This is a genomic window from Nocardia sp. A7 (assembly GCF_046549215.1).
Taxonomy (GTDB): Bacteria; Actinomycetota; Actinomycetes; order Mycobacteriales; family Mycobacteriaceae; genus Nocardia.
The window spans coordinates 524,577-545,648 of the sequence record NZ_JAJPWE010000003.1; the positions used below are offsets into that span (position 1 = coordinate 524,577).

The 21,072-nt window shown below is 67.8% G+C and carries 22 protein-coding genes and 1 pseudogene; 11 read left to right on the forward strand and 12 right to left on the reverse strand.

From position 1 onward, the window contains the following. Positions 1-184: 184 nt before the first annotated feature. The 3 genes from ACLJPD_RS20275 to ACLJPD_RS20285 are packed head-to-tail and all read left to right on the forward strand — an operon-like array spanning position 185 to position 4,301. Positions 185-2,227 (forward strand): AMP-binding protein, encoded by a 2,043-nt coding sequence (locus ACLJPD_RS20275; protein ID WP_410874110.1) that lies wholly within the window; start codon positions 185-187, stop codon positions 2,225-2,227. A gap of 14 nt (positions 2,228-2,241) precedes the next feature. Beyond that, complete coding sequence (locus tag ACLJPD_RS20280) at positions 2,242-2,946, forward strand: response regulator transcription factor (RefSeq protein WP_410874537.1); 705 nt, start codon at positions 2,242-2,244, stop codon at positions 2,944-2,946. After that, positions 2,943-4,301, forward strand: coding sequence for an ATP-binding protein (locus ACLJPD_RS20285; protein WP_410874112.1), 1,359 nt, complete (start codon positions 2,943-2,945; stop codon positions 4,299-4,301). The genes ACLJPD_RS20280 and ACLJPD_RS20285 overlap by 4 nt, the downstream gene beginning before the upstream one ends. 53 nt (positions 4,302-4,354) lie before the next feature. Here the strand turns inward: ACLJPD_RS20285 and ACLJPD_RS20290 are convergent, their stop codons facing one another. Both ACLJPD_RS20290 and ACLJPD_RS20295 read right to left on the reverse strand, forming a co-directional pair. Continuing rightward, complete coding sequence (locus ACLJPD_RS20290; RefSeq protein WP_410874114.1) at positions 4,355-4,501, reverse strand: hypothetical protein; 147 nt, start codon at positions 4,499-4,501, stop codon at positions 4,355-4,357. A gap of 97 nt (positions 4,502-4,598) precedes the next feature. Continuing rightward, positions 4,599-5,261 (reverse strand): hypothetical protein, encoded by a 663-nt coding sequence (locus ACLJPD_RS20295; RefSeq protein WP_410874116.1) that lies wholly within the window; start codon positions 5,259-5,261, stop codon positions 4,599-4,601. Positions 5,262-5,540: 279 nt separating this feature from the next. On the opposite strand from ACLJPD_RS20295, the gene ACLJPD_RS20300 reads away from it, so the two are divergent. After that, positions 5,541-6,698 carry a hypothetical protein gene (locus tag ACLJPD_RS20300; RefSeq protein ID WP_410874118.1) on the forward strand — a complete coding sequence of 386 codons (1,158 nt, stop codon included), beginning with the start codon at positions 5,541-5,543 and terminating at the stop codon, positions 6,696-6,698. A gap of 49 nt (positions 6,699-6,747) precedes the next feature. On the opposite strand, the gene ACLJPD_RS20305 is transcribed toward ACLJPD_RS20300, so the two are convergent. From ACLJPD_RS20305 to pdxH, 5 genes are all read right to left on the reverse strand, one after another. Beyond that, positions 6,748-7,374: a hypothetical protein gene (locus ACLJPD_RS20305; RefSeq protein ID WP_410874120.1), complete on the reverse strand. Its 627-nt coding sequence runs from the start codon at positions 7,372-7,374 to the stop codon at positions 6,748-6,750. Between the two features lie 220 nt (positions 7,375-7,594). Beyond that, entirely contained in the window at positions 7,595-7,954 is a 360-nt protein-coding gene (locus ACLJPD_RS20310; RefSeq protein ID WP_410874122.1) for an FKBP-type peptidyl-prolyl cis-trans isomerase, read from the reverse strand. 45 nt (positions 7,955-7,999) lie between these two features. After that, complete coding sequence (locus tag ACLJPD_RS20315) at positions 8,000-9,313, reverse strand: citrate synthase (protein ID WP_410874124.1); 1,314 nt, start codon at positions 9,311-9,313, stop codon at positions 8,000-8,002. Between the two features lie 258 nt (positions 9,314-9,571). Continuing rightward, positions 9,572-10,855 carry an MFS transporter gene (locus ACLJPD_RS20320; RefSeq protein ID WP_410874126.1) on the reverse strand — a complete coding sequence of 428 codons (1,284 nt, stop codon included), beginning with the start codon at positions 10,853-10,855 and terminating at the stop codon, positions 9,572-9,574. A 58-nt stretch (positions 10,856-10,913) separates the two neighbouring features. Then, complete coding sequence (gene pdxH / locus ACLJPD_RS20325) at positions 10,914-11,606, reverse strand: pyridoxamine 5'-phosphate oxidase (protein WP_410874128.1); 693 nt, start codon at positions 11,604-11,606, stop codon at positions 10,914-10,916. Between the two features lie 76 nt (positions 11,607-11,682). Here pdxH and ACLJPD_RS20330 point away from each other — a divergent pair, with 76 nt between their 5' ends. After that, entirely contained in the window at positions 11,683-12,807 is a 1,125-nt protein-coding gene (locus ACLJPD_RS20330) for a citrate synthase 2 (RefSeq protein ID WP_410874130.1), read from the forward strand. A gap of 64 nt (positions 12,808-12,871) precedes the next feature. Here ACLJPD_RS20330 and ACLJPD_RS20335 read toward each other — a convergent pair whose 3' ends face one another. Further along, entirely contained in the window at positions 12,872-13,510 is a 639-nt protein-coding gene (locus ACLJPD_RS20335; protein WP_410874132.1) for a hypothetical protein, read from the reverse strand. A 59-nt stretch (positions 13,511-13,569) separates the two neighbouring features. Then, the gene (locus tag ACLJPD_RS20340; RefSeq protein WP_410874134.1) at positions 13,570-14,238 is read right to left on the reverse strand and encodes a TetR family transcriptional regulator; all 669 of its coding nucleotides are present in this window, start codon (positions 14,236-14,238) and stop codon (positions 13,570-13,572) included. A gap of 75 nt (positions 14,239-14,313) precedes the next feature. On the opposite strand from ACLJPD_RS20340, the pseudogene ACLJPD_RS20345 reads away from it, so the two are divergent. The 4 genes and pseudogenes from ACLJPD_RS20345 to ACLJPD_RS20360 all read left to right on the forward strand — a co-directional run bounded on the left by ACLJPD_RS20345 (position 14,314) and on the right by ACLJPD_RS20360 (position 18,756). Beyond that, positions 14,314-15,437 (forward strand): annotated as a pseudogene (locus tag ACLJPD_RS20345) (FAD-dependent oxidoreductase). A gap of 84 nt (positions 15,438-15,521) precedes the next feature. Beyond that, positions 15,522-16,643, forward strand: coding sequence for a phosphoserine transaminase (gene serC / locus ACLJPD_RS20350; RefSeq protein WP_410874136.1), 1,122 nt, complete (start codon positions 15,522-15,524; stop codon positions 16,641-16,643). Between the two features lie 313 nt (positions 16,644-16,956). Then, positions 16,957-17,973 carry a septation protein SepH gene (gene sepH / locus ACLJPD_RS20355; RefSeq protein WP_410874138.1) on the forward strand — a complete coding sequence of 339 codons (1,017 nt, stop codon included), beginning with the start codon at positions 16,957-16,959 and terminating at the stop codon, positions 17,971-17,973. 51 nt (positions 17,974-18,024) lie between these two features. After that, entirely contained in the window at positions 18,025-18,756 is a 732-nt protein-coding gene (locus tag ACLJPD_RS20360) for a DUF6928 family protein (RefSeq protein WP_410874140.1), read from the forward strand. A gap of 3 nt (positions 18,757-18,759) precedes the next feature. Here ACLJPD_RS20360 and ACLJPD_RS20365 read toward each other — a convergent pair whose 3' ends face one another. Together ACLJPD_RS20365 and ACLJPD_RS20370 are read right to left on the reverse strand one after the other, a co-directional pair. Further along, on the reverse strand, positions 18,760-19,059 hold the full coding sequence (locus tag ACLJPD_RS20365) for a DUF2537 domain-containing protein (protein WP_410874142.1): 300 nt from the start codon (positions 19,057-19,059) through the stop codon (positions 18,760-18,762). Then, positions 19,056-19,859, reverse strand: a complete 804-nt coding sequence (locus ACLJPD_RS20370) for a TrmH family RNA methyltransferase (RefSeq protein WP_410874144.1) — start codon at positions 19,857-19,859, stop codon at positions 19,056-19,058. The genes ACLJPD_RS20365 and ACLJPD_RS20370 overlap by 4 nt, the downstream gene beginning before the upstream one ends. A gap of 25 nt (positions 19,860-19,884) precedes the next feature. On the opposite strand from ACLJPD_RS20370, the gene ACLJPD_RS20375 reads away from it, so the two are divergent. Beyond that, positions 19,885-20,286, forward strand: coding sequence for a YccF domain-containing protein (locus ACLJPD_RS20375; protein ID WP_410874146.1), 402 nt, complete (start codon positions 19,885-19,887; stop codon positions 20,284-20,286). On the opposite strand, the gene ACLJPD_RS20380 is transcribed toward ACLJPD_RS20375, so the two are convergent. Beyond that, positions 20,287-20,724, reverse strand: coding sequence for a MarR family winged helix-turn-helix transcriptional regulator (locus ACLJPD_RS20380; protein ID WP_410874148.1), 438 nt, complete (start codon positions 20,722-20,724; stop codon positions 20,287-20,289). A 62-nt stretch (positions 20,725-20,786) separates the two neighbouring features. On the opposite strand from ACLJPD_RS20380, the gene ACLJPD_RS20385 reads away from it, so the two are divergent. Continuing rightward, positions 20,787-21,047, forward strand: a complete 261-nt coding sequence (locus ACLJPD_RS20385; protein WP_410874149.1) for a DUF2530 domain-containing protein — start codon at positions 20,787-20,789, stop codon at positions 21,045-21,047. The last annotated feature ends 25 nt before the right edge of the window (positions 21,048-21,072 follow it).

The window sequence follows — 21,072 nt, forward strand, 5'->3', positions numbered from 1 at the left end:
AGTGACATCGGATTCTAACGGATCAATAACTTCTTGGCTGACTCCCGGTCGAGGTCCGCTCGATGACCAGCCTGTTGTAGGCAAAACCAAAGGTCGCGGCACCCCCTCGGGTGTCGCGTGAAGTCTGCCACAATCATCTGGATCTATCGAGCGGGCATCGAAGCGAGGCTAGGGAGTCACGGGGTTGGACACCGAACACGAGTACCGGCCGGTCTATCAGACCAGCCTGGTCGACCCGGCCGAGTTCTGGTCCGCCGCAGCTCAAAGCATCGAGTGGGATGCCGAACCGCAGCAGATCGTGGACGCCGCCGACAAACGGTCGGCCCGATGGTTCCCGGATGGGCGCCTCAATACTTGTGTGAACGCACTTGACCGCCACGTCCGGGCAGGCACTGTCGACCAGGGTGGACACGCCGATCAACCCGCCCTCATATATGCCTCCGCTATGACGGACACCACCACGATTTACACCTACGCCGAATTGCTCGACACCGTGGCGGAGTTCGCCGGTGCCATGCGCGATCTCGGGGTGGTGGCCGGTGATCGGGTGGTGATCTACCTGCCGATGATCCCCGAAGCAGTGATCGCGATGCTGGCGTGTGCCCGCATCGGCGCGGTGCACTCGGTGGTGTTCGGCGGATTCGCCGCACCCGAGCTGGCCGCCCGCATCGACGACGCCGAGCCGGTCCTGATCATCACCGCCTCGGGCGGGCTGGAGCCCAACCGCCGCATCGAGTACCCGCCGATCGTGATGGCCGCGCTCGATCTGGCCGAGACCGCGTCGGTGCGCACGGTGATCGTCAAGCAGCGACCCGAGTTCACGACGATCGAGTTCGCCGCCGCCCTGCCCGCCACCGACGTGCTGCCGTCCTCGGAGCAGACGGTCGCCGCCCGCTGGGTCGATTGGCAGGCCACGGTCGACGGCGCCGCGCCCGCCGATCCGGTCTCGGTGGCTGCCACCGATCCGCTCTACATCCTCTACACCTCCGGCACCACCGGGAAACCCAAGGGCGTGGTGCGCGACAACGGCGGGCACGCCGTCGCACTGGCCTGGTCGATGCGCAATATCTACGACGTCGGCCCTGGTCAGGTGTTCTGGGCCGCCTCCGATGTGGGCTGGGTCGTCGGCCACTCCTACATCGTCTACGCGCCCCTGCTGGTGGGCGCGACGACCGTGCTCTACGAGGGCAAACCCGTCGGCACCCCGGATGCCGGGGCGTTCTGGCGGATCGTCGACGAGCACAACGTGCGGGTGCTGTTCACCGCGCCCACGGCGTTGCGCGCGATCCGCCGCGCCGACCCCGAGGCCACCGCGGCCCACCGGCACGACCTGTCCCGGCTGCGCGCGCTGTTCTGCGCGGGCGAGCGCCTCGATCCGGCCACGCTCGACTGGGCGAGCAACACCCTGCTCGCCGACCATCCCGATACCCCGGTGGTCGATCACTGGTGGCAGACCGAGACCGGCTGGCCCATCTGCGCCGACCCGCTCGGCCTGCAGGAACTGCCCGTCAAGCCGGGTTCGGCGAGCGTGCCGGTGCCGGGTTACCGGCTGCGCGTACTCGACGCGAACGGCAACGCGGTACCCGCCGGAACCGAGGGCAACATCGTCATCGGGCTGCCGCTGCCCCCCGGGTGCCTGACCGGGCTGTGGCGCGACCGGGATCGCTTCGTCCGCTCGTACCTGTCGGCCTTCCCCGGCCACTACCTCACCGGTGACGCGGGCTACTTCGACGAGGACGGCTACCTCTACGTCCTCGGGCGCAGCGACGACGTGATCAATATCGCCGGGCACCGCCTGTCGGCGGGCAGCATCGAAGCCGCCATCGCCGGGCACTCCGCTGTCGCCGAGTGCGCGGTGATCGGCATGCCTGATGAGCTCAAGGGCAGCCTCCCGCTGGCGTATGTGGTGCTCAAGCAGGGTGTCGAGATCGACCAGCGGCAGTTGCGCGCCGAACTCGACGACCGGGTGCGCGCCCAGATCGGCGCCATCGCCACCCTGCACGACTCGATCATCGTCACCGGCCTGCCCAAGACCCGCTCCGGCAAGATCCTGCGCAAGACGATCCGCCAGCTCACCGCCGGTGAACACGTCGAAACCCCCGCCACCATCGAGGATCCCCACGTCCTCACCGCACTCGCCGACCGCATCCTCGCCAACCCCCCGCTGGGCAACCCGCCGTCGGAAGTCCCGACCGGGAACGGCGATCCGGTAGCTCCACCTGCGTAACTCCCCCACCTAAGATCAGCGGGGTGACTACCTCAACGGTGCTTGTCGTCGATGACGACGAGGACGTTCTCGCCTCTGTCGAACGGGGCCTGCGACTGTCCGGGTTCCGGGTACTGGTCGCGCGCGACGGTGGTGCCGCGCTGCGGGCCGTCGCCGAGCAGGCACCCGACGCGGTGGTCCTCGACATGAACATGCCGGTGCTCGACGGTGCGGGTGTGGTCACCGCCTTGCGTGCGATGGGCAACGACGTGCCCATCTGCGTGCTCAGCGCCCGCGCTTCGGTGGACGACCGGATCGCCGGCCTCGAATCGGGCGCCGACGACTACCTGGTGAAGCCGTTCGAGCTGGCCGAACTGGTGGCCAGGATCAAGGCCCTGCTGCGCCGCCGCACCGACACACCCGACCCCGTGGCACCCGGCGCGCTGACCGTCGGTCCGCTGCTGGTCGATGTCGCGGGTTATCGCGCCCTCCTGCACGGACGCGAAATCGAGCTCACCAAAAGGGAATTCGAATTGCTGTCCACCCTCGCCCGCAATGCCGGGGTGGTGTTGACGCGCGAACGGCTGTTGGAATTGGTGTGGGGTTACGATTTCATAGCGGATACGAATGTAGTGGATGTGTTCGTCGGATACCTGCGCCGAAAACTCGAAATAGATGACACGCCAAGGATTTTGCATACGATTCGCGGGGTGGGTTTCGTACTCCGGGAATCGAAATGATCTCCCTGTCTACGAAACGTCGTCGCCGACAATCGTTTTCGCTGCGAACAAGAGTCGCGGGGGCGGCCGCGGCAGGGGCCGTCATCATCGTCACGATCGCCGCTTTCGTGGGTTTCCAGGCTATCGAACGCAATAATGTCACCCAAACCGATCAGCAACTGGAAATCGCGTCGCGCATCGTCCTGATCGAGCCGGTGCTCGCCACCGGTTTTGTCAATCTGACCGGCCTGCAGAACACCATGGCGCTCACGGTGCGCGACAACGGCCAGGTCACCGCGTCGAGCTCGACCCAGCTGCCCGATCTGCCGCCCGGTTCGCAGACCGTCGAGATCGACGACCAGCCCTACCGGGTGCTCACCACCACCGAGAACCAGCCAGCGGGTCGCACTGTCTCCCTGGCGATTCCGACCACCGAGGCGACCAAGGCGACCGACGACCAGCAGCGCTGGGTGCTCGCGGGCGCGGCGATCGCGGTGGCGGCCGCGGCGGCGCTTGGCTGGTTGCTCGCCGGGCGCGCGGTCGACCCGATCGTGAAGCTGACCAGGCAGGTGTCCGCCGTCGGCGAGCCGGGCGATCCCGCCCAACCGGTCGACGGTTCCGGCGTCGATGAAGCGGTGAAGCTGGCCGACGCGGTGAACACCATGCTCGCCCGCGTCGACCAGGCCCAGGCCGAGACGGCCGCCGCGCTGGAGACGGCCCGCGATTTCGCCGCCGTCTCCGCCCACGAACTACGCACGCCGCTCACCGCGATCCGCACCGATCTCGAGGTCCTGCGCACCCTCGACCTCACCGACGAACAACGTCGCGAGATCCTCGACGACCTCGCCCGCAACGAAACCCGAGTGGAAACCACCCTGTCCGCGCTGGAGCGACTCGCCCGCGGCGACCTCACCGCCGAAACCGAGCACGTCCCCACCGATGTCGCCGACCTGTGCGACCAGGCCGCCCATGACGCCATGCGCCACAATCCCGGCTTGTCGGTGCACATCGACACCGACGCCGAACTGGTGACCCGCGGCCTGCCCGCAGGCCTGCGCCTTGCCGTCGACAACGCGCTCACCAATTCGGTGAAGCACGGCGGTGCCACCACCGCCGTCGTGTCGGCGCACCGCACGCCACACGGTCGCATCGTCATCGCCGTCGACGACAACGGCACCGGCATCGTGCCCGGCGAGCGCGAGGCGGTCTTCGCACGGTTCGCCCGTGGTACCAACGCCACCAAGGGCGGTTCGGGACTCGGCCTCGCGCTGGTCGCCCAGCAGGCACAGTTGCACGGTGGGCTGGCGTACTTCGAGGACAGCCCGCTCGGCGGTGCCCGCCTCGTCATCGACCTGCCCACCCGACCGGCCCGGTAGAGATACGAAAGCCCCGCACCCCCGGTGATCGGGGTGCGGGGCCGAGCTCGCTACTACTTGTCGCTGGAGAAGCCGTTCTTCACTCTGCCCGCCGCGCGATCGGCAGCTTCCTTCACCTTGGCCGCTGCCTTCTTCGCTTCCGCCTCGATCTTCTCGCCCTCAGCTTTGGCCTTGGCTTTGACATCGTCGGTGTCGGACATCGAACCTCCACTCTCGTGAGTTCCGCGCCTGATCGGCGCGGGGTGAAGATACTCGCGAGACTACCGCACAGTTAACGCCCAGCGACTGAAGCGGGAATCAGGGAAGAACCTGCGGGATCGACTCCGGGATCACCAGGCCGATCACCGCGCCGAGCACCGCGCCGGTGATCGCGAAGGAGACGCCCGAGGTGAACGCGCAGAAGAAGTAGCCGATGATGAACGCGGCCAGGGCGGGGATGCACAGGATCGCCGCGGTAAGGAAGCCGATGGTGGCACCGGCGGCCGCACCGTTCTGGACGGGGTCGTGGTTGCCCGCCTCGGGGTTGGTGGCGATGTTCTTCAGCTCGGCGGTGGTGGCGGCCGAGAGCTGCGGAGCGATCTGCAGCGTGCGACCGTCCTCGGAGATGACCGAAGCCAGCGCGACGTTGTTGCCGCCCGTGGTGGCCAGGGTCAGCGGAAGCTCGCTGACCTTGGCGCCGGTGGCGGAGATGACGGCGACGTTGGTGGAGTCGGGCGACAGCACGAAGGTGCCGTTGTCGACGGTCGCGGAGATGGTGCGCAGGTCCGGTGAGACGGCGGTCTTGTAGCTAACGCCCTCGGAAACCCCTTCGCTGCCGAGTGCGGTCGCGATCTCGGCCTGACGTTCGATAGCGACATCAGCGGCCGCGGTGCCCGTGGTGACGAGCGAAGCGGCGACGACGAGCGGCAGTGCGGCGAAGACCGCCCGGCGACCCGCGCGAGTGATGTTGTGGCTGAACATGTTCGGTTCTCCCTCCCGATGCTTCCGAAGAATCCCCGAACCCCCCGGACGAATCGAAAAAATATTCGATGTCGATTGACTCGAGAGTTGTACCGAACCACCACGGGTTCGCGAAACATGTTGTGACACAAGGCATAGTTCGGCAGGCTAGCTATCGATCGGCGACCGCTCGCGTGACCCGACGAGCATCCCGACAGCTACCCGCGACCCGGCCTTCCTCAACAAACTCTCAGACATCTCCCACATCCGGCACCGAAGTCCGGGGATACCGTGCCGGATGTGATCGACAAACGCGCTCGTCTGCTCTGCCTTGCCACCGCCCTCGCGCTGGCGGGCGGTGCCGTCGCCTGTTCGGGCAAGGATGCCGCACCGACCGGGATCGCGCTCGTCAACGCCGATTCCGGGCCCACCGGTGCGCGGGTGGCCAAGGCCGTGCAGGATGCGGGTGGTTACGAATGGACCGTCGCGAAGCCAGGCGAGATCGATGCGGCCGACTACGCCGCCGTGATCACCCTGCCCGCCGACCTCACCGCGTCGATGGCCACCCTCGCCACCCCGGAACCCAAGCGCGCGAAGGTCACCGTCACCACCCACGATGAGGCCGACACCAACACGGTGAACGGTGCGGTCGACGTGGTGACCCATCGGATCGGCGCATCCGGTGTCGATGCCGCGCTCGCCGCTGTCTCGCAGGCACGCAACCAGATGACCTCCGTGCAGTTCACCGCACAGCTACTCAGCGCGGGAGTGAACGCGGCAGCCGACGGCGCAGGCCAGTTCAGCGGCGGCGCGCAGGAGATGCTCGGCTTCCTCGACTACGCGAAAGAGGGTGCGGGCCAACTCACTTCGGCCATCGAGCTGCTGAATCAGACGGTCGACGGTGCCGCCAAACAGGCCAACCAGCTGGCCGACGCCCTCGGCGCCACCGGCGTCACCATCGCCGGGGTCCAGGCCAGCGCGACCGCACTCGGCTCGGGCCTGGATCAGATCCTGCCACCATTGAAGGCGCTCCCCTTCGCGAGCGACCCCCAGCTCGCCGACATCATCACCAAACTCGAAGCGCTACGCGGAGTGTCGAATCAGGCGGGCACCCAGCTCGACGGCCTCAGCGAACTGACCGGCGCCGCGGTCGACCCCGACACCGACCTCGGCACTCTCCTGCGCACCGTCGTGGCCCGCCTCAACAGCGCCCGCGACCAACTCACCCAGGGCGCTGAACTCGCCAAGGGCCTGCCCACCCTCGCCGAACAGGGCGGCGCCCAACTGGTTTCGGCCATCGAACAGCTCACCGGCGGCGTCGGCGCCCTGCAGAACATCGTCGGCAATCTCAACAACCAGACCGCCAAGGCACTCGAAGCACTCCCCCCGCGCGGCCAGTCCCAACAGTCCGCGCTCGCGCTGGCCCTCACCGACCCGGTAGAGATCGTCCGCGAGTGAACGAACTGCGGCCCGGTCGATGTCGACCGGGCCGCAACGGTTCACACGCTCAGGGCAGGACCTGCGGGATGATATCCGGCGCGGCCAACCCGACCACCGCACCGATCAGCGCGCCGACCAAGGCGTTCGGCAGACCCACCAAGCCGACACACGGCAGGTAGAGGATCATCGTGGTGATCATCGGGATACACACGACCGCGGCGATGAGCGCCCCGACGCCGGCGCCGATGGCGGCCGCGTTCTGGACCGGGTCGGGGAATTGTGCGGTGGGCGTGGTGGCGATGGTCTTCAGTTCGGCGCTCGCCTCTTCCGTTGGCCGCGGTGTCACCGTCATACTTCGCCCGTCGGCCGCGATCTCGGTCGCCACGGCGATCACATTGCCGCTGACCGTGGTGAACGAGGTGGGGATCTCCCCGATCGGATCACCGGTCGCCGACTCGACGACGATCCGGCCCAAGTCGGGTGCGAGCAGGAAGCGCCCCTCGTCGACCGAGGCGGAAACGGAGCGCAGATCCGGCGCTACAACGGTGCGATAACCCTCACCCGCACTCGACAGTCCGGCCGCGTACTGGGTCTGCTGATCGGCCTCGGCCGAGCACACCCCGGCCCCGGCCATACCCACCGCGACGGGCAGCGCCACCGCCAGTACACGGCGAAAAAGCTTGTGTTGGAACATGATCGAGAATCTCCCTCCCGAAACTCCCGAAGAACCCGGCCCCGGGCGAATCGAACAAGTCACTGTCATGGACAACGCATTGGCAACGAATCACGCGGGAGCCGACAGGCTCCGTCATACGCGGGGAACATTACTCCGCGGCCGCGGGCCGACAGTCCGCACCCCTGAAACAGCAACGGCCCGTACCTCCCTGCGGAAGTACGGGCCGTTGCGGCTTAGATCAGTTCGCGTTGAGCAGGTCGATCACGAAGACCAGGGTCTTGCCCGAGAGCGCGTGGCCTGCACCGGCGGAGCCGTAGGCGAGCTCCGGCGGGATGACCAGCTGACGGCGGCCGCCGACCTTCATGCCGGGGATGCCGTCCTGCCAGCCCTGGATCAGGCCACGCAGCGGGAAGGTGATGGATTCGCCGCGGTCCCAGGAGGAGTCGAACTGCTCACCGTTGTCGAACTCGACGCCGACGTAGTGCACCTCGACGGTGCCACCGGGCACCGCTTCCTTGCCTTCGCCCTCGATGAGGTCGGTAATCACGAGCTCGGTGGGCGCGGGGCCCTCCTGAAAGTCGATCTCCGGCTTGGTCATGCGGGCTATCCCCTTCGATAGATTGCGTTGTCCAACAAACGATGACTAACGATTGTCGATCGCACGATAGTCGCGTTCACCGTAGCCGGTGTAGATCTGGCGCGGGCGGCCGATCTTCAGTGGCTCGGAATGCATCTCACGCCAGTGCGCGATCCAGCCCGGCAGTCGGCCCATCGCGAACAGCACGGTGAACATGCGAGTCGGGAAGCCCATGGCGCGGTAGATGACGCCGGTGTAGAAGTCGACGTTCGGGTACAGGCGACGCGAGACGAAGTAGTCGTCGGTGAGGGCGGCCTCTTCGAGCTGCTTGGCGATGTCGAGCAGCTTGTCGTCGCCACCGATCTTCGACAGGATCTTGTCGGCGGCCTGCTTGACCAGCGTCGCGCGCGGGTCGTAGTTGCGGTAGACGCGGTGCCCGAAGCCCATGAGCTTCACGCCGTCTTCCTTGTTCTTGACCTTGCGGATGAATTCCTTGACGTCGCCACCGCTGGCCATGATCTCGTCGAGCATCTCGAGCACGGCCTGGTTGGCGCCGCCGTGCAGCGGGCCCCACAGCGCGTTGATGCCACCGGAGACCGAGGTGAACAGGTTGGCGTCGGAGGAGCCGACGAGGCGCACGGTCGAGGTGGAGCAGTTCTGCTCGTGGTCGGCGTGCAGGATCAGCAGCATGTCGAGCGCGGCGGCGACCTCGGGGTCGACCTCGTAGGGCTCGGCCGGGAACCCGAAGGTCATCCGCAGGAAGTTCTCGACCAGCGACAGCGAGTTGTCGGGGTAGAGGAACGGCTGACCGACCGACTTCTTGTACGAGTACGCCGCGATGGTCGGCAGCTTCGCCAGCAGGCGGATGGTCGACAGCTCGACCTGCTCGGGATCGCGCGGGTCGAGGGAGTCCTGGTAGTAGGCCGACAGCGCGTTCACCGCGGACGACAGCACCGGCATGGGGTGCGCGTTGCGCGGGAAGCCGTCGAAGAACCGCTTCAGGTCCTCGTGCAGCAGGGTGTGGCGACGGATGCGATCGGTGAAGTCGTCGAGCTGGGCTTGGGTGGGCAGCTCGCCGTAGATGAGCAGGTAGCTGACCTCGATGAAGGTCGAGCGGCCCGCCAGCTGGTCGATCGGGTAACCGCGGTAGCGCAGGATGCCCGCTTCACCGTCGATGTAGGTGATCGCCGACTTGGTCGACGCGGTGTTCATGAAACCGGGGTCGTAGGTGACGTAACCGGTGCTGGCCAGCAGCTTGCCCAAGTCGAGCCCGTCGTTACCCTCCGCGGCCTTGGTGACCGAGATCGGGAACTCGCCACCGGGGTACTGGAGTACCGCCTTGGCGTCTTCGGTGACGTTGGTGATGTTCTCAGCGGGCACGGAAGGATCCCTCTCAGGCTAGAACCATAGGCACCGATGCGGTCGGCACAGGTGCACTTGCGCTAACGCTAGCTGTTGTTCGCTCAGGACAAGCAATCAGGGTTGCCCTGTCCGGTTCTCACACCGACCGCGTGCGGCGGTGAGGTCGATGCGGGGCCGGGGACCTGCGCCGATCCGCTTTTCCGCACCGTGACCCCGACGATCTGCGGCGCCGCTGCGGCGACCGCGCTCGCTGCTCGAATTCGATTGCTGCACAATTCAATTCACTACCGGCGTGGCGTGTGCGCGAGTTACCCGATAACGGACGAAGGCGGGGAAGGCCAGCGCGGCCAGCGCCACTCCGATCACCACGAGTACGCCGCCACCGGCGGCAGCTACAGCAGTACCCAAGCTCGCCGCCGCGAAACCGTGGGCAACGTCACCGATCCGCGGCCCACCTGCGACGACCACGATGAACACACCCTGCAGCCGCCCGCGCATCTCGTCGGTGGCGACATTGAGCAACATGGCCGTGCGGAACGCCGCCGACACCATGTCGGCCGCGCCGCCGAGCGCCAGGAACGCCACCGCGATCCATAGCCACACACCCAGCCCGAACAGCCGCCCGGCCAACCCCACCGCGAGCCCGAACCCGACCATCGCCACACCCCACAGCGCGATGCACACGAGCACCGCGAGCCCCTGCCTGCGCACCCGCGGAATCCACCCGGAGAACACCCCGCCCAGCACCGACCCGACCGCCATCGCCGCGAACAACAGACCGAGCGCCACCCCGCCTTCGGCCGGATCGTAGAAGGTCTCGTGCGCGATCTGCGGATACAGCGCGCGGGCCAGGCCGAACACCATGGCGATCAGGTCGACGACGAACGAGGCGAGCAGGATCCGCTGGCCCGCGAGGTACCGGAAGCCGTCGAGCACCGCGCGCACCCCGGCCCGGCGCTGCTCACCGGTCGGCGGAAACGCGGGCAACCGCCACACCGCCCACAGCGTCGCGAGCAGGGCGATCGAGTCGATCAGATACAGGGTCGCCAGGCCGATCACCGGAATGAGCAGCCCGGCAAGCACCGGTCCCACGATCGCCCCGACATGGAACACGGTCATGCTCAGCGAACTGGCCGAGGCCATCTGCTCCGGCGGCAGCAACCGGGCGATCAGGGCGCTGCGGGTGGGCTGATTGACCGCGAAGAACGCCTGCTGCGTGGCGAACAGCCCGAGCACGAGCCACACATTGTTCACCCCGAGCGCGGCCTGCACCCAGAACGCGACCGCGGTCAGCCCCGTGCCCGCCGTGGTGATGACGAGCAGGGTGCGCCGGTCCATCACATCGGCGAGCGCACCGCCCCACAGCCCGAACACGACCAGCGGAACCAGACCGAACAACCCGGCCAGGCCGACGTAGCCGGAACTGCCGGTGAGCTGGAAGATCTGCTGCGGCACCGCGACCACCGACAGCTGCGCGCCGATGACGGTGACGATATTGGTCGTCCACAACCTGCGATATTCGCGATTGCGCAGTGGTTCGGTGTCGGCGAGCAGCTTCACTCGGCGCAGATTAGCCACCACCGGGCGGTCGTCCCATGTTTGCGCGCGGTGAGATTCGTTACGGCTGCAGGCGTTCGACCCGGGTGTCCGTCCCGTCGATCCGCACGACGATGCGGTTGTGCAGCCTGCCGTGCCTGCCCTGCCAGAACTCCACCTCGTCGGGGCGAAGCAGGTAACCGCCCCAGAACGGGGGCACGGGAATGTCGTCGACGTCAGCGAACCGTGCCGTCGTCTCGGCCAGGGTGCGATCCAGTTCGGCCCGCGAGGACACCGGCCGCGACTGCCGCGAAGCCCACGCACCCAGCCGCGACTCCCGCGGCCGCGCCGCCCAGTAGGCCGCGGTCGCCTCTTGCGGCACCCGCTCGGTCACCCCGCGCACATGCACCTGCCTGGCGAGCGCGGGCCAGACGAAGCTCGCCGCCGCGTACGGGTCGGCGGCGAGCTGGCCGCCCTTGGCCGAGTCGTAGTTCGTATAGAAGGTGACGCCGTCGGGTGCGAGTCCCTTGCACAGCACGGTGCGTGCCACCGGTCGCGGCACCGGGCCCGTGAGCGACACCGTGGCCAGCACCATCGCGTTCGGTTCGGCGACTCCGAGATCGCGCGCCTGCTCGATCCAGGTGCGCAGCAACGGTTCCCAGCCACCGGCCACCCAGGTCTCGTCGAGGTCGGGTTCATCGGCCGCGGCGACGAGCGGATTGCCGTAATCGACACGCATCGCGGCGAGGTCGGCCACACGGTCTTGGTCACGCATAGGGGCGAGATTACTCCGCGGTATGTCCGGGTCTAGGGTTCAGAAATATCGGCATGCCCCTGCAAGGAGAGTCACCATGACTACCAGCTCGGTTCCACAGGATTTCGTCAGCGGATTGGAAGGCGTGGTGGCCTTCACCACCGACATCGCCGAGCCGGACAAGGACGGTGGCGCCCTGCGATATCGCGGCGTCGACATCCAGGATCTGGTCACCGGCAAGGTGACTTTCGGTGATGTGTGGGCCCTGCTGGTCGACGGTGAGTTCGGTCGCGGCCTGCCACCGGCCGAGCCGTTCCCGCTGCCGGTGCACACCGGCGATGTGCGCGTCGACGTGCAGGCAGGCCTGGCCATGCTCGCCCCGATCTGGGGCTACGAGCCGCTGCTCGACATCGATGACGAGACCGCCCGCGAGAACCTCGCTCGCGCCTCGGTGATGGCGCTGTCGTATGTGGCGCAGTCCGCGCGCGGCATCTACCAGCCCGCCGTTCCGCAGCGCAAGATCGACGAGTGCGACACCGTCACCGAACGGTTCATGACCCGCTGGAAGGGTGATCCCGACCCGCGCCACACCGACGCGATCGACGCCTACTGGGTGTCGGCGGCCGAGCACGGCATGAACGCCTCCACCTTCACCGCCCGCGTCATCGCCTCCACCGGCGCCGACGTGGCGGCCTCGCTGTCCGGCGCGATCGGCGCCATGTCCGGCCCGCTGCACGGCGGTGCACCGGCTCGCGTGCTCCCGATGATCGAGGCCGTCGAAAAGTCCGGCGACGCACGGGCATTGGTCAAGGGCATCCTGGACCGCAAAGAAAAGCTGATGGGCTTCGGCCACCGCGTCTACCGCGCCGAGGACCCCCGCGCCCGCGTGCTGCGCGCCACCGCCCAGCGCCTGGACGCCCCCCGCTTCGAGGTAGCCGCGGCATTGGAGCAGGCCGCGCTGGCCGAGCTGCGCGAACGTCGCCCCGATCGCGCCATCGAAACCAACGTCGAGTTCTGGGCCGCGGTCATCCTCGACTTCGCCGAGGTCCCCGCCCACATGATGCCCGCGATGTTCACCTGCGGCCGCACCGCGGGCTGGTGCGCCCACATCCTCGAGCAGAAGCAGCTGGGCAAGCTGGTCCGCCCCGCCGCCATCTACACCGGCCCCGGCCCCCGCACCCCGGACGAGGTTCCGGGCTGGTCCACCATCTCGCAGAACTGAGTCGTCGACCGGGTGCCGGATCACCGGCACTCGGTTCGGGCAACTCGTGCGGATCGGTGGGCGGCTATCGGGTCAGCGCCGCGAAGTCGATCGCGACCGAAGCCCCACGGTCGACGGTGAAGAACGCCGCCTCCAACCGTGTGCCCAGTTCGATCTGCCCGATCGCCGAGAGCGGCACCGGCTGGATCAACCGCACCCGCCACGGCACCGGTTCGTCCCAGGCCCGCATCTCCAGGTCGAGCCGCAGCACCGGATCATCGCGTCCGGTGTAGTCGGCGGCGATCGGCGCCACCGCGAGCACCGTCGCCTCGGCTCGCCGCCCGTTCGCCAAGATCTTGGCCGCGGCCTTGCGCCCCGACTCCGGCACCTCGGGGACGAACAACACCACTCGTTCCCGATCCCCTGGATCGACTCGGCAGCCGACCACGTCCCCGGTCTGCATCCACTCCAGATCCTGGCTACGCACCCGCTGCCGCACCCGCGCGTCATAGGCCAGCTCCCCCGGCACCGACACCCGCACGCTGAACCGGTACCCGCCCTCCCCCCGGCGGGTGCGCACGGAAAGCACGCTCGCCGTCGCGGGCAACCCCCTGATCAGCAGTTCCCGCCGAGCCCCCTCCGACAGCAACCCCGGCCGCCGCCCGAACGCCCACACCCACCGGTCGAGCAGGGTCCGACCCGAGTCGGCCACAACGAGGCTCATGGCAGCAGAGTAATGCGAACGCCCTTCGCGCATGGGCAAATTCCCCGCATCACTCGCGGTCAGACTGCGGCGATCCCGGCGAGGATGTAATCGATTCCGGCGAGGAACTGTTCGCGGTCGTCGTGCTCGCGCAGCTGCTCGGCGATCTGATGGGCGAACGGGAATTCCGCTGGATCCTGCTGTGTCCAGCGGTCGGCGACGGCCGCGAGGAAGGCCGCGCGGTCTCCCTCGCGCACATCGAGTCGAGCGTTCGCCGCGTTCTGGCCGGCGACGCCGAGGATGTAGTTCACCAGCGCGGACGCGGCGTAGAACAGCGACCGCTCGGGGACGGCGAGTATCCGCAACTGCGCGCCGACGCGCTCATAGATCTGCAGCATCGCCAGCTGCCACGGCACCCGGACCAGCTGCGCACCCACCCACGGATGAACATCGATCGCGTCGAAGATCCCGAGCGCGACGGCACGGATCGCGGTAAAGGGCTCCGCGCTGTCGTCCGAGCCCGCGAGGACCCGCGCGATGACGTCGTCGGACGCCGCGAGCAGCAGGTCGCTCTTGTTCTCGACATGCCAGTAGATCGCGCCGCTGCCGGTCTCGAGCCGCGACGCCAGGGCACGGAACGTCAGCGCACCCTCACCGTCGGCGTCGAGGATCTCGATCGCGGCATCGACGATGCGCTGCTTCGACAGCGCGTCGGTGCGTCGAGTGGTCCGCTGAGCACGTGTCGTCATGCACACCATCTTGACACTCCTGGAACGATGTTCCAAACTGGGTTCATGGAACGCCGTTCCAAGAAAGGAATCACCATGACAACACCGGTCACGATCATCGGAGCAGGCCTGGGCGGCCTCATCCTCGCCCGCGTCCTGCACGTCCACGGCATCCCCGCGACGGTCTACGAGGCCGAGCCGTCGGCGGGGGCCCGCACCCAGGGCGGCCAACTCGACATCCACGAACACGACGGCCAATTCGCGCTCGCCGCGGCGGGTCTCACCACAGAGTTCCGCGCGGTCATCCACGAGGGCGGCGCGGCGTCCCGCGTCCTCGACCAGCACGGCAAGCTGCTGCTCGACGAGCCCGACGACAGCAACACCGGACGTCCCGAAGTCCTGCGTGGCGACCTGCGACGAATCTGCTCGACTCCCTGCCCGCGGACGCGGTCCAGTGGGGCAAGAAGGTCATCGGCGTCGTCGCCGTCGACAACGGTCACCACGAGCTGACCTTCGCCGACGGTTCGATCGTGCGCACCGCACTGCTCGTCGGTGCCGACGGCGCCTGGTCGCGAATCCGCCCACTGCTCTCGGACGCGCGGCCCGAGTACGCGGGCGCCGTCTTCATCGAGACCTATCTCCACGACGTCGACGAACAGCATCCCGCGGTGGCCGAAGTGGTCGGCGCCGGCGGCATGTTCGCACTCGCGCCGGGCCATGGCATCGCCGCGCACCGCGAGCGGGGCGATGTCGTGCACACCTATGCCCAACTCGCGCGCCCCGCCGAATGGCTCGACGGCATAGACGTCTCCGACCCCACCGCCGCACTCGCCCGAGTAGCGACCGAATTCGACGGCTGGGCACCCGAACTCACCGCACTGATCACCGACGGCGACACTCCGCCGGTCGCACGCATGATCCACACGCTCCCGACCGACCACCGCTGGGACCGCGTCCCCGGCGTGACCCTGCTCGGCGATGCCGCCCACCTGGCGCCACCCGCGGGCGAGGGCGCCAATCTGGCAATGCTCGACGGCGCCGAACTCGCCATGGCGATCGCCGCGCACCCCGACGACATCGAAGCCGCACTCACCGCCTACGAGGCGGCCCTGTTCCCGCGCAGCGCACAGGCCGCCGCGGACGCGCACCTGATCCTCGACCTGTGCATCGGTAACAGCGCGCCGTTCGGACTCGTCGACTTCCTGACCGGTGTGTCCTGAGGATCCACGGCGAACGCGAGTGGGCCGCCTCACAGCGCCACCCACCCCGACGCCCGCGATCCGCCCACCACTAAACTCGCCCCCATGACCAGTGCGTTCCCGACCATTCCCGCCGACCTCAAGCCCGCCGACGGACGGTTCGGCTGCGGTCCGTCCAAGGTTCGTCCGGAGCAGCTGCAGTCCCTGGTGACTGTGGGCGCCTCGGTGTTCGGTACCTCGCATCGCCAGAAGCCGGTCAAGGACGTTGTCGCGCGCGTTCGCCACGGCCTGCGTGAGCTGTTCTCGCTGCCCGATGGCTACGAGGTCGTGCTCGGCAACGGTGGCACCACCGCGTTCTGGGATGCCGCCGCGTTCGGCCTGATCCGCGAGCGTTCGCTGCACCTGACCAACGGCGAGTTCTCCTCGAAGTTCGCCTCGGTCGCCAAGGGCAACCCCTTCATCGGCGACCCGATCGTCGTCAAGGCCGAGCCGGGCAGCGCGCCCGAGCCCGTGTCGGACCCCTCGGTCGACCTCATCGGCTGGGCCCACAACGAGACCTCCACCGGCGTGTCCATCCCCGTGTCGCGTCCGGTCGGTTCGGAGAACGCCCTGATCGCCATCGACGCCACCTCGGGCGCGGGCGGTCTGCCGGTGAACATCGCCGACTCCGATGTGTACTACTTCGCCCCGCAGAAGTGCTTCGCCGCCGACGGTGGCCTGTGGGTCGCGATCATGAGCCCGGCCGCGCTGGCGCGCGTCGCCGAGATCAAGGAATCGGGTCGCTGGACCCCGGAGTTCCTTTCGCTGCCGATCGCGGTCGACAACTCCTCCAAGGACCAGACCTACAACACCCCGGCGCTGGCCACCCTGCTGCTGTTCGCCGATCAGATCGAGTGGATGAACGCCAACGGCGGTCTGGACTGGACCGTGAAGCGCACCCTGGATTCGTCCTCGCGGCTGTACTCGTGGGCCGAGTCGAGCTCCTTCGCCACCCCGTACGTGACCAACCCGGCGCACCGCTCGCAGGTCGTCGGCACCATCGATTTCGACGACGCGGTGGATGCGGCTCAGGTCGCCAAGATCCTGCGCGCCAACGGCATCGTCGACACCGAGCCCTACCGCAAGCTGGGCCGCAACCAGCTGCGTGTCGGCATGTTCCCGGCGATCGACCCGGAAGATGTTTCGCAGCTGACCCGTTCGATCGACTGGGTCGTCGGTCAGCTCTGAGATAAGACCGCGATAGGGCCGGTGCCCCGTGATCCCATTCGGGTTCGCAGAGCACCGGCCCTTCGTGATTTCACTGCACACATTCGTGATATTCGCCGTGTTTCGACAGATCTCGGTACCGAGATTTGATGTTGATCTATCACCAAAACGCCTGTACACAAGCGGAATTCGTGCGGTGAGCCGCTCAGATTAGCCCCCTGGGCAGCGATCGTGCGCGATTTAAGTCGTGCGTGTCTGCTGCCACGGCCAAGTAAAGTGCACTACTGTCGAGGAAAGTGGGCGGTGTCGTAGCCGACGCGATAGGGAGGTAACGGTGCGTGAACTTCGAGTGATCGGGGTGACGCCCGACTCCACCCACATCGTGTGCAGTGACACCGAGTCCGGCACCAAATTCCGGTTGCCCGCTGACGACAAGCTCCGCGCCGCGGCGCGCGGCGACCTCGCACGATTCGGCCAGATCGAAATCGAAACGGAGGCGACTATGCGTCCTCGCGATATTCAGGCCCGTATTCGCGCTGGAGCGTCCGTCGAGCAGGTCACGGCGGAGTCCGGGATGCCGGAATCCAAAGTCGAACGCTTCGCCTACCCGGTGTTGCTCGAGCGCGCTCGCGCAGCGGAACTGGCGCAGAAGGCACACCCCGTGCGCCCTGACGGTCCGTCGGTGGAAACGCTGCACGAGATCGTCACCGCGGCCTTCACCGAGCGCGGACACACCATCGAACAGGCCGAGTGGGATGCCTGGAAGGACGAAAAGGGGTTCTGGGTCGCCCAATTGCAGTGGCGGCACGGACACTCCGAGATCGCGGCGCACTGGCGCTACCAGCCCGACGCGCACGGTGGCTCGGTGTCCCCGCTCGACGATCCGGCCAACGACCTGATCGATCCCGACTTCGGCCGCGCCCTGCGTGGACTGGCCACCATCCTGCCGACGCCGGTTCCGGCCGCCTCGCCGGTGCTCGAACCGCCGACCCCGGTGGAGCCGCGTCCGCGCGAGCAGATCGCCGCGCCTGCCGCACGTCCGCAGAGTCGTCCGGCGCCGAACGTGGACGAGTACTACGAGCAGCGTCAGGTCGCGGCAGGCGGTGGGACGGCGGCGATTCCGGCCGCGCCGATCCCCACGGCACCGATTCCCGCTGCCGCCCCGAAGCCCGCTACCCCGATTCCCGCGGTCCCCGCCGCACCGAGTCAGCCTGCGGCGCAACAGGAGAAGCCGGCCGAGGAGCCCGCGGTCGAGAAGCCCGCGCCGAAGCCCGCACGCACCAAGCGAGGCAAGGCGCCCATGCCTTCTTGGGAAGACGTCCTGCTCGGCGTCCGCAGCTCCGGCAACTGACGAACACCAAGGGCCTGAATACGCACCAGTGGCGGACAGGGAGGCGCGACAGTGGCTTCTACTCTCTGGTACGTCGATACGCCCGACCCCGTCGCGGTGTTGAAGGCGCGGGTCGAGGCTGACCCTGTCGCGGCGGCAGCCTTGGCCGGGCAGCTCTACGGTGACCACGATGTTCGCCCGCACATGGTCGGGACGCTGAGTGGGTGTGCGGCGCCGGATCGGGACGAGGTCTATATCGGCTGCTATCCCGGGTTGACCGTGGTGTGCACGGCCGAGGCCGCGCTGGTTCACCCGACGAAACTGCCCGATCTGCTGGTGCGTCCGCTCGCCTCCGAGCACACGTTTCTCGTGTCCTACGACCAGAAACTGCACTGGGGCGCGTTCGCGCATTGGGAGCGTGGCGAATTCCGGCGGTCGTTCAGTTCCACCAGGGTGGATATTCTCGAGAACGAGGGGCTCCCGATGGTGTGGGAGCGCACGTTCTGGGCTGGTGAGCATCCGGTGCCGTGGCGGGGCCATGACCATCCCGAACCCCAGTCGCTGCCCTTCGATCCGCCGGATTTCGCCGACGCGGCCAATGCCGAATGGCTCGGTTTCCGCCATCTCACCGCGGCCGCACCCGGCCAGCTCTCCCCCGGCGACCTCGAGGTCTGCGGTTTCACTCTGTACCCGAAAGGCCAGGCGCCGGAACAGAAACATGCGCTGATGGGGCGCCCCGGTGCGGCGACGCGGCGCAAGCGGGGGCTCTTCGGATGGCTGCGCGGCGCCGACCGGGTGCAGTGAACCTCAGCCGAGCACGTAGATGATCGCGGCGATCCAGCCGAGCACGACCGCCGCGGCCGCCCCGGCCAGCACCCACCGCACCACCGGCGTGAACCGCCACCGCCACGCCGTCGGCGCCACCCCGACCGCCGCCACCACGTTCACCCCGACCGCCAGCAGCGGATTGACCGCGGCCAGCGCACATCCGAAGGCATACACCGCGACCCCGCCGAGCAGCGCGACCAGCACGACAACGGTGCCGCCCGCCGCCCACGGCACCGAATCCGTGTGCGCCCGGTAGGGCCCCTCGTATTCCTGGCTCATGACGTGCGCACTCGTTCGTAGAACGCCATCGCCGCGGCGGTCGCGACATTGAGCGAATCGGTGCCGGGTGACATCGGGATGCGTGCGCGAATATCGGTGGCACGCATGGCTTCTTCAGTGAGTCCGGGCCCTTCGGCGCCGAGCAGCAACGCCACCCGCTCCCCCGTCATCGCCGTCGCCAGATTCACCGCTTCGGGATTCGGCGTCAAGGCGATGATCTGGAAACCCCTGTCCCGCAGCAGATCCAGACTCTCCGGCCACCGTGGCAATTGCGCGAACGGCACCCGCAGCACGTGCCCCATCGATACCCGCACGGCCCGCCGATACAGCGGATCGGCGCACCGGTTGCCGAACAGCACCGCGTCCGCGCCGAGCCCCGCGGCATTACGGAACATCGAACCCAGGTTCTCGTGATCGTTTACACCTTCGAGGACCGCCACCGTGCGCGCACCGTCGAGCACCTCGTCGACAGTCAAGTCCGCTGGACGCGACGCGACGGCGAGCACGCCGCGATTGAGATGGAACCCGACCACCTCGGCCATCACCTCCGCGCTCGCGCGGTAGTACGGCAGATCGCGATCGGCGAGGTCATCGGCGAGGGTCTCGAAGCGTTTCCCGACCCCGAGCAGCGCGTTCGGCGCGAAACGCGAATCGAGCATCCGCTGCACGACCACCACACCCTCGGCGACGACCAGGCCTTTGCGGCCCGGCAGGTCCGGCCTGCGGTCGGCATCGGACAGGTCACGGAAGTCGTCGACGCGCGGGTCGGTGGGGTCGTCGATATCGATCACTTCGGCCACCGGCTAATCCTGGCATGCTGGAAGCATGAAGATTGTCCAGTTGATCTTGAACGTGCTCTGGGTGGTGCTCTGCGGGTTCTGGATGGCGCTGGGGTACCTGCTCGCGGCACTGATCTGTTTCATCCTGATCGTCACCATCCCGTTCGGGATCGCGTCACTACGCCTGGCCGGGTACGTGCTGTGGCCGTTCGGTCGCACGGTGGTCGACAAACCGAGCGCGGGCGCGGGCTCACTGATCGGCAATGTGATCTGGTTCATCTTCGCGGGCTGGTGGCTGGCACTGGGCCACGTGTTCACCAGCATCGCGCTGGCGGTGACGATCATCGGCCTGCCCTTCGCCTGGGCGAATCTCAAGCTGGTGCCGCTGTCGCTGTTCCCGCTCGGCCACGACGTGGTGTCGGCCGACGAGGCCGGACAACTGCGCTGATCACTCCGATTCGGCGACGATCTGGTTCATGATGCCGACGGCTTCCCCGAGGACCACGATCTGCTCGGGGCGAAGTCCGGCGAGCTGACCGGTCATCCACACCTCGCGGGCATTGGTCTCGTCGGCGATCAGCGCGCGACCGGCGGGCGAGAGCGAGACGATGATCTGTCTGCCGTCGGTCGGGTGCGGGCGGCGCTGGACCAGGTCGAGGTCGGCGAGCGAGGCGATGACCCGCGTCATCGACGGCGGTTGCACACGTTCTTTGCCTGCCAGCACGCCGGGCGTCATGGCACCATCACGAGCCAGCGTCGCCAGAGCCGACAGCTGAGTGAGCGAGATCTGCGCGTCGGAACGGCGTCCGCGCAGGTGTCTCGTGAGCCGTACGACGGCCAGTGAAAGGTCACCGGCCAGGGCACGGACGTCCGATGGCGTTGTCACAGTGCAGAACTCTACGGTAAGTCCGGCTGTGCTGACGGGTTTCACCCAGCTACTGTTTGGGTATGGACGCCGGACCCGTCAGTCCCGAGATGCCGCATCTGCCCCGATTCCTGGTCGATCCGCGCCCGGTCGTGTTGGGTGGCTTCGCCCTGTGGGTTATCGCGACGGTGGTGGTGTGGATGAACGCGAGCTGGGCCGATGCCCGCCCGGTGTGCCTGATGGGGTTCGTTGTGGGGGTGATGGGGTCTTCGATCTTTCTCGCGCAGCGACGTTCCGCCCGTCGCGGCGACAAAGGCGCTCAGGTGGGGCTCGACACCGACTAGTCGTACCCGGCACCTTCGCTGCGTG